This window comes from Synechococcus sp. BA-120 BA3 (assembly GCF_034931285.1).
Classification (GTDB): Bacteria; Cyanobacteriota; Cyanobacteriia; order PCC-6307; family Cyanobiaceae; genus Cyanobium.
In genome coordinates this window covers 1-10,363 of sequence record NZ_JAYGHZ010000044.1, presented here as the reverse complement: position 1 = coordinate 10,363, position 10,363 = coordinate 1, and the positions used below count along the sequence as shown (strand labels likewise).

Genomic DNA, 10,363 nt, shown 5'->3' with positions numbered 1-10,363 from the left:
GGGTGGCCCTGGCCCGCGGCGACGATGAGGCGGACGCCCGCGGGCGCGCCGACGGGGCCGCCGCGCTCGTGCAGGTTCAGACCAGCCGATAAACCGTCGCCACCACTGGTTTTTCGCCGCTTCGAGCCCTATGGTGCGCCCCTGCGGGTAGCACAATGACTCAGGTCCATTCACCGTCGAGGCTCTCTCGCTCCCGGAAGGCCCGGCAGAAGAGGGAACTCGGGGCGGTGTCGCTGCCTGAGAACACCGGCACCGGGCACGATCGGAAGCAGCGCCCCCCCGCCTCGCAACGGTCCCGGCGCCGGCCCCTGGTCACCTTCGGCATCGGCGTGGCCATCGGTGCCCTGCTGGCCGGGCCCCTGCCGGCACGGCTCGCCCCGTACCTGGCCGGCCTGATCCCCGCCCCCCGCGGCATCGGGGCGGTGCTGAATCCCCTCTCGATCGAGAACCGTCCGATCCTCGTGCTCGGCCGCGACTCCGTGGGCGAAAACACCGACGTGATGTTCACCGTGCGACTCGACGGCGACATCACCCACATCACCCAGGTCCCGCGGGACACCTTCATCGAATCGCCCCAGCTGGGGGTGGTGAAGGCCAACTCCCTGTTTGCCCTCGGCGGCATCCAGACCGCCAAGGCGGAAGTGGGCCACCTGCTCGCCACCCCGGTGGAGCGCTACCTCAAGGTGAACCTCGACGCCGTCAACAAGGTGGCCGAGGCCCTCGGGGGCGTCGAGGTGGATGTGCCCAAGCGCATGTACTACGTCGACAACGCCCAGGGCCTCTACATCGACCTCTACCCCGGCCGGCAACTGCTGAAGGGCAAGGAGCTGGAGGGCTTCCTGCGGTTCCGCAACGACGAGCAGGGCGACCTGGGCCGGATGGAGCGCCAGCGCCTGGTGATGGCCCAGGTGTTCAGCAAGCTGGCCCAGCCGGCCACGATCGCCAGGCTGCCGGCCCTGTTGGAGATCGCCGGCACCGACATGGTCACCGACCTCTCGCCGATCGAGATGACCCAGCTGATGTCCGCCCTCGGCAAGACCAAGCTGAGCACCCAGCGGGTGCCCGGCCGGCTCTACTGGCACAACGACCTCAGCTACTGGATGCCCGACAGCAACCAGGCGCACCCGAGCGGCGGCGGCGAGGAACCGCTGCCCTGAGTCAGGCGACGGGGCCCCGGCCGTCGTCCGGGGTGCGCCAGCCGGCGGTGAGCTCGGCCAGCAGCTGGGCCAGCCCCTCCTTCTTCGGCAGGTCGGCCTCGGCCGCCCACTCGATCTCCTGGATCCTGGCGTCCTCCAGGCCCAGCAGCTCCACCAGATGGCGGTAGGCCACCCGCTCCTGGGCGTTGATGCTGGGCTCCGCCGTTGAGCGCCGGCCCACCCGCACCATCATGTAGCTGAGCTTCAGGGCCAGCTGGCGGTCGTCGTAGCCGGGCAGCTGGGTCACCAGATCGTCCAGGCCAGCCACCGGCAGCCGCTCGGCCAGAAAGGCCTCCAGCTGCGCTTCAGCGAGGCTGTCGGGGTTGTCGCCGAGCAGGTGGTTGGCCACCTGCTCGGCCAGAAGCTCCCGTTCAGCCCTGGAGCATTCGCCGTCGGCCCAGGCGACGGTGCAGACGATGCGCAGCAGGGCCGCCTGGGCGGGGGTGAGTTCAGCCATGGGTCAGGCCGCGAGGGGGATGGGGGGATGCTGCTCCAGCACGTGCCGCAGATAGCGGCCGGTGTGGCTGGCGGCGTTCTGGGCCACGGTCTCGGGGGTGCCGACGGCCACGATCCGACCGCCCTTGTCGCCGCCTTCCGGCCCGAGGTCGATCAGCCAGTCGGCGCAGCGGATCACATCGAGGTTGTGCTCGATCACCAGGATCGAATTGCCCTTGTCCACCAGGCGCTGCATCACGTCCATCAGCTTGTGGACGTCGTAGAAGCTCAGGCCCGTGGTGGGCTCGTCGATCAGGTAGAGGGTCTTGCCGGTGGCGCGGCGGGAGAGCTCGGTGGCCAGCTTCACCCGCTGGGCCTCGCCGCCGGAGAGGGTGGGGGCGGGCTGGCCCAGCTTGATGTAGCCCAGCCCCACGTCGACCAGGGTGCTGAGGCGGTCACCGGCCTGGGGGATCGCCGAGAACACCTCGGCGGCCTGCTCCACCGTCATCTCCAGCACGTCGGCGATGGTGTGGCCCCGGAAGGTCACCTGCAGGGTCTCGCGGTTGTAGCGGGCCCCCTTGCAGACGTCGCACTGGACATAGACGTCGGGGAGGAAGTTCATCTCGATCACGTTCACCCCCTGGCCGCTGCAGGCCTCGCAGCGGCCGCCCTTGACGTTGAAGCTGAACTGGCCCACCTGGTAGCCGCGGGCCTTGGCCTCCACCGTGGCAGCGAACACCTGGCGGATCGGATCGAAGGCACCGGTGTAGGTGGCGGGGTTGGAGCGGGGGGTGCGGCCGATCGGCGACTGGTCGATGACGATCACCTTGTCGATCGCCTTGATGCCCCGCAGCTCCTCGAGCCCAGAAGGGAAGGGCACCTTCATGCCGAGACGGTTCTCCAGGGCCGGGTGCAGCAGCTCGTTCACCAGGGTGCTCTTGCCGCTGCCGCTCACCCCGGTGACGCACACCAGCCGGCCGAGGGGGATCTCCACGTCGATGCCCTGGAGGTTGTTGCGGGTGCAGTTGGCCAGGGTGAGTCGGCGGCTGCCGGCATCGCGGCGCTCGGCGGGGGTGGGGATGGAGCGGCGACCGCTCAGGTAGGCACCGGTGAGGGAGGCCTCGGCGTTGAGCAGGTCGTCGAGGGAGCCTTCGGCGACGATGTGGCCGCCATGGACGCCGGCGCCGGGGCCGATGTCGACGAGGTAATCGGCGGCGCGGATCGTGTCCTCGTCGTGCTCCACCACGATCAGGGTGTTGCCCAGGTCGCGCAGCTTGGTGAGGGTGGCCAGCAGGCGGTCGTTGTCGCGCTGGTGCAGGCCGATGCTGGGCTCATCGAGCACGTACAGGACGCCGGTGAGGCCGGCGCCGATCTGGGTGGCCAGGCGGATCCGCTGGGCCTCCCCGCCGGAGAGGGTCATGGCGGGCCGATCCAGGCTCAGGTAGTCGAGGCCGACATCGAGCAGGAACTTGAGCCGCATGCGGATCTCCCGCAGCACCAGGTCGCCGATCTGGATCTGGCGGCTGCTGAGCAGGGGCTCGGCCCCTTCGTGGGCGCCCACGCCCATCAGGGCCTCGATCCGCTCCAGGCTGTCGGCGACGCTCACGGAGGTGAGCTCGTGGATGGCATAGGGGCCCACCCGCACCGCCAGGGCTTCGGGGCGCAGCCGCAGGCCGTGGCAGCTTTCGCAGGGCACCAGCTCCAGGTACTTCTCCAGCTTCTGGCGCATGGATTCACCGCTGGCATCACGCAGCTGGCGCTCCAGGATCGGCAGGATCCCCTCGAAGGGCCGCACATAGCCCTCGCTCTTGCGGTAGCGGCTGTCGGCCTTGATGGCGATCGGCTCCTGGCTGCCGTGCAGCAGCACCGTGCGCTGGGCCTCGGTGAGCTGGTTCCAGGGGGTCTTGAGCTCGAAGCCGAAGGCCTCGCCGACGCTGAACAGCAGAGAGAAGTAGTAGCTGTTCTCCTTGTCGCTCCAGGGGGCGATGGCGGCGTACACCGGCAGGGAGGGATCGGGCACCACCCGCTCCACGGTGAACTTGCGCAGGTGGCCGATACCGTGGCAGTCGGGGCAGGCGCCGTAGGGGCTGTTGAAGGAGAACAGGCGCGGCGAGAGCTCCTCCATCACGGCGCCGTGCACCGGGCAGGCGAAGTTCTCGGAGTACAGCCGCTCACGCTCCACGCCCTCGGGCATGGGTTCGTCGGCCTTGGGCACCACCTCCACCAGGGCCAGGCCCTCACCGCGCTTGAGGGCGGTGCGCAGGGAATCGGTGAGGCGCTCGTTGATGCCCTCGCGGGCCACCAACCGGTCGACCACCACCTCGATGTGGTGGGCGTGGTTCTTGTCGAGCTCGATGTTGTCGGCCAGCTCGCGCACCTCGCCGTTGATCCGCACGCGGGCGAAGCCCTCCGCCACCAGACCGGCCAGCAGCTTCACGTGGGTGCCCTTCTTGCCCCGCACCACCGGCGCCAGCAGCTGGTAGCGGGTGCCCTCCGGCAGGGTGAGGATCTGGTCCACCATCTCGTCGATGGACTGGGGCTTGATCGAGCGATCGCACTGGGGGCAGTGGGGTTCGCCGGCGCGGCCGTAGAGAAGGCGCAGATAGTCCTGGATCTCCGTCACCGTGCCGACGGTGGAGCGGGGGTTGTGGCTGGTGGACTTCTGGTCGATCGAGATGGCGGGCGACAGGCCCTCGATCGCATCCACATCCGGTTTGTCCACCTGGCCGAGGAACTGGCGGGCGTAGGCGGAGAGGCTCTCCACGTAGCGCCGCTGGCCCTCGGCGAAGATCGTGTCGAAGGCGAGGGAGCTCTTGCCGCTGCCGCTCACGCCGGTGAACACCACCATGCGGTTGCGCGGGATGGTGAGATCGACGTTGCGCAGGTTGTGCTGCCGCGCCCCGCGGACCCGGATCACATCCTCGAGGCTGCCGCCGGTGAGGGTGTGCAGGGCCTTTTGGGCGGATGGGGCGGCATCCTTCGGGAGCTTGCCCGAGGTGCCGTTGCCGGGAGCCGCGCTCTTGCTGGAGGATCCGACGCGGGCACGGGGCATGGGGGGCGGTCGGCAGCCGATGAGTCTACGGGGGATGGCCCTGGGACAGGCTCAGGCCAGGGCCGGCAGGGGGGCGGCGGCGGCGCAGAGCTCCAGGCTCACCTCCCAGAGGCGCCGGCACTGGTCGGCATCGAGGGCCGCCGGGGCGATTCGCACTTCGGTGGGCCAGCCCCGCAGGCCGCCCCACTGGTCGGGACCGTAGTGGCCGCCGGGCCTGGCCTCGGGCGCGGTGGCGGCGAACAGCTGGGGCAGGGCCCCCATGGCGGCGCTCTGGAAGAGCGGATCCATCAGCCGGTAGGCGATGGGCTCGAAGCGGGAGCCGGTGGCTTCGATCGAGGCGGGCTGGAGGTTGGTGCGGGCAAAACCGGGGTGTGCCGCCAGCGACAGGACGGGGCTGCCCTGGTCGGCGAGGCGGCGCTGCAGCTCAAGGGCGAACATCACGTTGGCCAGCTTGCTCTGGCCATAGGCCCGCCAGCGGTCGTAGCGACTCTCGCCCTGGAGGTCGTCGAAGGCGATGCGGCCGAAGTACTGGGCCCCGGAGGTGACCGTGACCACCCGGGCACCGGGACGGTCGCGCAGCAGGGGCAGCAGGGCGAGGGTGAGGGCGAAATGGCCGAGGTGGTTGGTGCCGAACTGGAGCTCGAAGCCCTGGCGGGTGAGGCGGCGGGGCGGCGCCATCACGCCGGCGTTGTTGATCAGCAGATCGAGGCGGCCGTAGTGCTCCGAGACGGTCGCGGCGGCGGCTGTGACACTGGCCAGGTCGGCCAGATCCAGGGGCAGCAGGTCGAGGGCGCCGGTGGAGGAGGCCGCCGTGAGCAGCTCTTCGCGGGCCTGCTCCGCCTTGGCCAGGGAACGACAGGCCAGCAGCACGGTGGCGCCGCGGTCCGCCAGGGCCCGGGCCGTTTCCAGACCCAGGCCACTGTTGGCCCCGGTGACCAGGGCGATCCGGCCGGACTGGTCAGGGATGTCGGCGGCGGTCCAGCGCATGGCGATCAGGGGGAGAACAGGGGCGGGAACAAGACGTTGCGGAGGGGGCTTCACCCGGAGAGGCCCTGCCTCAGGAAATCGTAACGGAATGTGACGGGTCCGGTCCTTCGCGGCGCAGCAGGAAGAAAAACGGCGTCGCCACCTCCTTGAGGTCCATCACCCCCAGCACGGTGTCGTCGTCCACCCGACGGAAGACATCGTTGATGGGCAGGTGGTCGTACTGCATCGTGGCGCTGACCACGCCGCGGTATTCGGTCATCCGCAGCCGGGCCCGGGAGCGGCGGGTGCTGAACAGGGGCAGCAGCAACTGGAAGAGGCGGCCGGCCAGCGGCGCGGTCGGGATCGGCACGCGGCCGCTCAGGCGCAGGCCCGGCCCCATGGCCCTCGGCTCCAGGCAGGTGCGGCCGCCGCCGAGGGTGTCGAACACCAGCGGATGGACCTCCTCGGCGCTGTCGAAGCGCTTGCCATGCCAGTGGAAGGCCTCGAGGGCGCCGTCGAGCGGGTGGCCGGTGGGGACACTCTCCCCCGTCCAGGCCCCGAGCATGAAGGCGATCTCCACCGGGGGGAGGGCATCGAAGCGGGCGAAGGCCGCCTCCGTGGTGTTGATGGCGGTGGTGATGGCGGTGGGGGGCGAACCCATGGCGGGCTCCGGGATCAGGGTTCCATTGTCTGGTGGCGGTGCCGGCCGCGTAGGGCCGGTGTCCGGATGGAGCCGTCCTGCCAGGGCGCTCCTAGCCTGAATTGGCCAGGTGAACGCCGCTGCGATCGATGACCTCCCAAGAACGATCGGCAGGCAACTATTCCCTGGAGGACGACATCTATTCCTCCACCGATCTCTCGGTCACGTTGCCGAAGAGCCATTTCCCCAGCCAGGAGCACAATGCCCGCGCCGTGTTCGCCGCGATCCGCGACGAGCTGATGCTGGATGGCAATTCCCGCCAGAACCTGGCCACCTTCTGCCAGACCTGGGTGGAGGACGAAGTCCATGCCCTGATGGATCTGTGCATCGACAAGAACATCGAGGACAAGGACGAATATCCCCAGACCGCCGAGATCGAAGCCCGCTGCGCCCGCATGGTGGCCGATCTCTGGCACGCCCCCGCGGTCGACGACGCCATCGGCTGCTCCACCACCGGCTCCAGTGAGGCCGCCATGCTCGGCGGCCTGGCGATGAAGCGCCGCTGGGAAGCCGAGCGCAAGCGGCAGGGACAACCCAGCGACAGGCCCAACCTGGTGACCGGGCCGGTGCAGATCTGCTGGCACAAGTTCTGCCGCTACTGGGACATCGAGCACCGCGAGATCCCGATGGAGCCCGACCAGCTGATCCTCAGCCCCGAGGCGGCCCTGCGTTACTGCGACGCGAACACCATCGGCGTGGTGCCCACCCTGGGAGTCACCTTCACCGGCCAGTACGAACCGGTGCAGGCGCTGGCGGCCGCACTTGATGATCTGCAGGCCCGCACGGGGCTCGACATCCCCATCCACGTGGATGCCGCCAGCGGCGGCTTCCTGGCGCCCTTCTGCGCCCCCGACCTGGTCTGGGACTTCCGTCTGCCGCGGGTGCGCTCGATCAATGCCTCCGGCCACAAGTTCGGCCTGGCGCCCCTCGGGGTGGGCTGGGTGCTGTGGCGGCAGTCAACGGATCTGCCCGAGGAGATGGTGTTCTGGGTGAACTACCTGGGCGGCAACATGCGCGATCTCACCCTCAACTTCTCCAGGCCCGGGGGCCAGGTGGTCTGCCAGTACTACAACTTTCTGCGCCTGGGCCGCGAGGGCTACCGCAAGGTGCATGCCGCCTGTTACGCCACGGCCCAGTACCTGGCGGTGGAGATCGGCAAGCTGGGCCCGTTCGAGATCATCTACGGCGGCGAGGATCAGTCGGGCATTCCCGCCCTCTGCTGGAAGATCCGGGAGGGCAGCGAGGTGAACTTCAACCTCTACGCCCTCGCCGACCGCCTGCGGGTGCGCGGCTGGCAGGTGCCGGCCTACAGCCTGCCGGCCCACTGCGAGGCGATCACCGTGCAGCGGATCCTGGTGCGCCATGGCGTCAGCCGGGATCTGGCTGATCTGCTGCTGGAGAACATCCGCCAGTCCCTCGACTTCTTCGCCAGCCACCCCGGCCACACCGCCCTCAGCGAGGTGACGGCCTCCGGGTTCCACCACTGAGCGTCATCCATCGTCCAGGCCGCCAGCACCTCGACCACCGACCAGACCTGGGCTGGGGAGAAACAATCCGTTGGCCACGCGGTCCAAATTCTCCACGCGGTCCAAACAAGTGAATGGCTCCTGTCAGCATCTGCTTCGCTCAAGAAAGAGGGGGGCGGGTCAGGTCGCCCTATCCAACTTGAGGCTGCTCTCAGAAAGCGCAGATGCATCCGCTGGAATGGGAAGACGAGCTTCCCGTGCTAGGAAGGATTTTGACTGGTCAGATTCAGCTGATTCTCAGCGTCGGCCATGGATCCTCTCCATTGAAAGTTCTGCTTGTTTACCCAGAATTCCCGAAAACATTTTGGAGTTACGAAAAGATTCTCGAGTTGGTGAACCGGAAGGTGCTTCTGCCACCACTTGGGTTGATCACCGTTGCTGCGATTCTGCCACAGGATTGGGATTTCAAGCTGGTCGATGTCAATATCAGGCCTGTTTCAGAGCATGAATGGCAATGGGCTGATCTGGTGATCATGTCAGCGATGATCGTCCAGAAAGACGACATCATTCGCCAGATCAATCTGGCCAGACACCATGGCAAGCCGGTGGCTGTTGGCGGGCCCTACCCAAGCTCAACTCCTGAGGAACTCGTAGCCGCTGGGGCCGACTTCCTGATCCTGGATGAAGGAGAGATCACCCTGCCGATGTTCGTCGAGGCCTGGAATCGGGGCGACACAGGCGGGCGCTTCAGCTCCGAAGGCGTGAAACCGGATGTCACCGCCACACCCATCCCCCGCTACGACCTGCTCGAGCTCCGTGCCTACGACTCGATGAGTGTGCAGTTTTCGCGCGGCTGCCCCTTTCAGTGCGAATTCTGCGACATCATCGTGCTCTATGGTCGCAAACCCCGCACCAAGACGCCGGAGCAACTGATCAGCGAACTCAACCACCTCTACGGCATCGGCTGGCGGGGCGGCGTGTTCATGGTGGATGACAACTTCATCGGCAACAAGCGCAACGTCAAGATGATGCTCACTGCGCTTGAGCAGTGGCAGAGGGAGCGTGGGTATCCGTTCCGCTTCGATACGGAGGCCTCCCTTGATCTGGCTGATGACCAGGAACTGATTGATCAGATGCTGGCCTGCAACTTTGCGGCCGTTTTCATGGGCATCGAGACCCCGGACACCGACAGCCTGGCGGCCACGATGAAATTTCAGAACACACGCTCACCGCTGCTCGAATCGGTCGACAAGGTGACCCGATCCGGTCTGCGGGTGATCGCAGGATTCATCATCGGCTTTGATGGTGAAAAGGAGGGCGCCGGACAGCGAATCGTCGCCTTCTCGGAAGCCGCGGGGATCCCCACGACCACCTTCGCCATGTTGCAGGCGCTGCCCCACACGGCCCTGTGGCACAGACTGGAAAAGGAAGGGCGGCTGATCGACAAGGTCGGCAACATCAACCAGACCACCCTGATGAACTTCGTGCCGACCCGGCCCGTGGAAGGCATTGCCCAGGAGTATGTGGAGGCGTTCTGCCAGCTCTACGAACCGCACAGGTATCTCGATCGGGTCCACCGCTACTTCCTGAAACTCGGTCCACCCAGAGTGCACAACTCCTTCAAGCTTCCCGATCTGGCGGTGGTTCGGGCGCTGCTGATCGTCTGCTGGCGACAAGGGATCAAACGCTCCACCCGTTGGGCCTTCTGGCACCACCTGGGTCACATTCTCTGGGCCAACCCCAAGGTGGCGGAGCAATACCTTGCTGTCTGCGCCCACAACGAGCATTTCATGGAGTATCGAGACATCGTGCGGCAGCAGATCGAATCGCAATTGGCTGCCTATCGCAACGAACAGGCGCAAGCTCGCCAGCGGCCCATCGCCCTATCCAACTGAGCTGCCGGATGTCCTGTCGCGGGGTGAGATGTGGCGCTCACGCCGCCCGTCTCCCCTTCCCGGGTTCGCTCGTGTCCTAAACACCCAGCAGGCTGGCGGCATAGCTGTGGGCCTCGCCGGAATCACCGCCGGCCAGTTCCGCCAGCTCCGCCTGGCGCTCGCGAGTGTCCCGCAGGTGGGACACCCGCGTGTGGGTGAGGCCCGCCTCAACGCTCTTGCTGACCCGGAAGTGGTGCTGGGCCGCGGCGGCCACCAGGGGCTGGTGGGTGATGCAGAACACCTGGCGCCGCTCGGCGAGGCGCCGCAGCAGCTGGGCCATGGCACCGCTGACGCGGCCGCTCACGCCCGCATCGATCTCATCGAAGAGCAGGGTGACGTGGGGGTCGGCCGCGGCCAGACAGGTTTTCAGCGCCAGCAGGAAGCGGCTCATCTCGCCGCCGGAGGCCACCTCCACCAGGGGCGCCGGCGGCTGGCCCGGGTTGGCGGAGAACAGGAACTGCACCGCATCGGCCCCCTCCTCGCCGGGCTCGGCGGCAGCCAGGTCGACGGCGAAGCGCACGTTGGCCAGGCCCATGGGCCGCAGGGCCGCCATCAGCTGCTCCTCGAGGCGCCGGGCGGCGGCGGTGCGGCCCCGGGTGAGCACGGCATTGGCC

At 67.8% G+C, this 10,363-nt stretch carries 7 protein-coding genes and 1 pseudogene; 3 read left to right on the top strand and 5 right to left on the bottom strand.

Going from position 1 to position 10,363, the window contains the following annotated elements; all coding sequences use genetic code 11:
- Positions 1-227 precede the first annotated feature (227 nt).
- Positions 228-1,157: an LCP family protein gene (locus VB737_RS03555; protein WP_500311190.1), complete on the top strand. Its 930-nt coding sequence runs from the start codon at positions 228-230 to the stop codon at positions 1,155-1,157.
- 1 nt (position 1,158) lies between these two features.
- Here VB737_RS03555 and VB737_RS03550 read toward each other — a convergent pair whose 3' ends face one another.
- The 4 genes from VB737_RS03550 to VB737_RS03535 all read right to left on the bottom strand — a co-directional run bounded on the left by VB737_RS03550 (position 1,159) and on the right by VB737_RS03535 (position 6,310).
- Positions 1,159-1,653, bottom strand: a complete 495-nt coding sequence (locus VB737_RS03550; protein WP_500311188.1) for a tellurite resistance TerB family protein — start codon at positions 1,651-1,653, stop codon at positions 1,159-1,161.
- A 3-nt stretch (positions 1,654-1,656) separates the two neighbouring features.
- Complete coding sequence (gene uvrA / locus VB737_RS03545) at positions 1,657-4,683, bottom strand: excinuclease ABC subunit UvrA (RefSeq protein ID WP_500311186.1); 3,027 nt, start codon at positions 4,681-4,683, stop codon at positions 1,657-1,659.
- Between the two features lie 51 nt (positions 4,684-4,734).
- On the bottom strand, positions 4,735-5,670 hold the full coding sequence (locus VB737_RS03540) for an oxidoreductase (protein WP_500311194.1): 936 nt from the start codon (positions 5,668-5,670) through the stop codon (positions 4,735-4,737).
- A gap of 70 nt (positions 5,671-5,740) precedes the next feature.
- Positions 5,741-6,310 carry a DUF4334 domain-containing protein gene (locus VB737_RS03535; protein WP_500311184.1) on the bottom strand — a complete coding sequence of 190 codons (570 nt, stop codon included), beginning with the start codon at positions 6,308-6,310 and terminating at the stop codon, positions 5,741-5,743.
- A gap of 128 nt (positions 6,311-6,438) precedes the next feature.
- Between VB737_RS03535 and gad the strand changes: the two genes are divergently transcribed.
- On the top strand, positions 6,439-7,836 hold the full coding sequence (gene gad / locus VB737_RS03530) for a glutamate decarboxylase (protein WP_500311182.1): 1,398 nt from the start codon (positions 6,439-6,441) through the stop codon (positions 7,834-7,836).
- A 302-nt stretch (positions 7,837-8,138) separates the two neighbouring features.
- Entirely contained in the window at positions 8,139-9,710 is a 1,572-nt protein-coding gene (locus tag VB737_RS03525; protein ID WP_500311192.1) for a B12-binding domain-containing radical SAM protein, read from the top strand.
- A 76-nt stretch (positions 9,711-9,786) separates the two neighbouring features.
- On the opposite strand, the pseudogene VB737_RS03520 reads toward VB737_RS03525, so the two are convergent.
- A pseudogene (locus tag VB737_RS03520) lies at positions 9,787-10,363 on the bottom strand (DNA repair protein RecN); the annotation flags it as partial.

What these genes read in the sequence shown, in the direction of transcription:
- VB737_RS03550 (WP_500311188.1), bottom strand. Translation starts at nt 1,653, where the DNA reads ATGGCTGAACTCACCCCCGCCCAGGCGGCCCTGCTGCGCATCGTCTGC.
- uvrA (WP_500311186.1), bottom strand. Translation starts at nt 4,683, where the DNA reads ATGCCCCGTGCCCGCGTCGGATCCTCCAGCAAGAGCGCGGCTCCCGGC.
- VB737_RS03540 (WP_500311194.1), bottom strand. Translation starts at nt 5,670, where the DNA reads ATGCGCTGGACCGCCGCCGACATCCCTGACCAGTCCGGCCGGATCGCC.
- VB737_RS03535 (WP_500311184.1), bottom strand. Translation starts at nt 6,310, where the DNA reads ATGGGTTCGCCCCCCACCGCCATCACCACCGCCATCAACACCACGGAG.
- gad (WP_500311182.1), top strand. Translation starts at nt 6,439, where the DNA reads ATGACCTCCCAAGAACGATCGGCAGGCAACTATTCCCTGGAGGACGAC.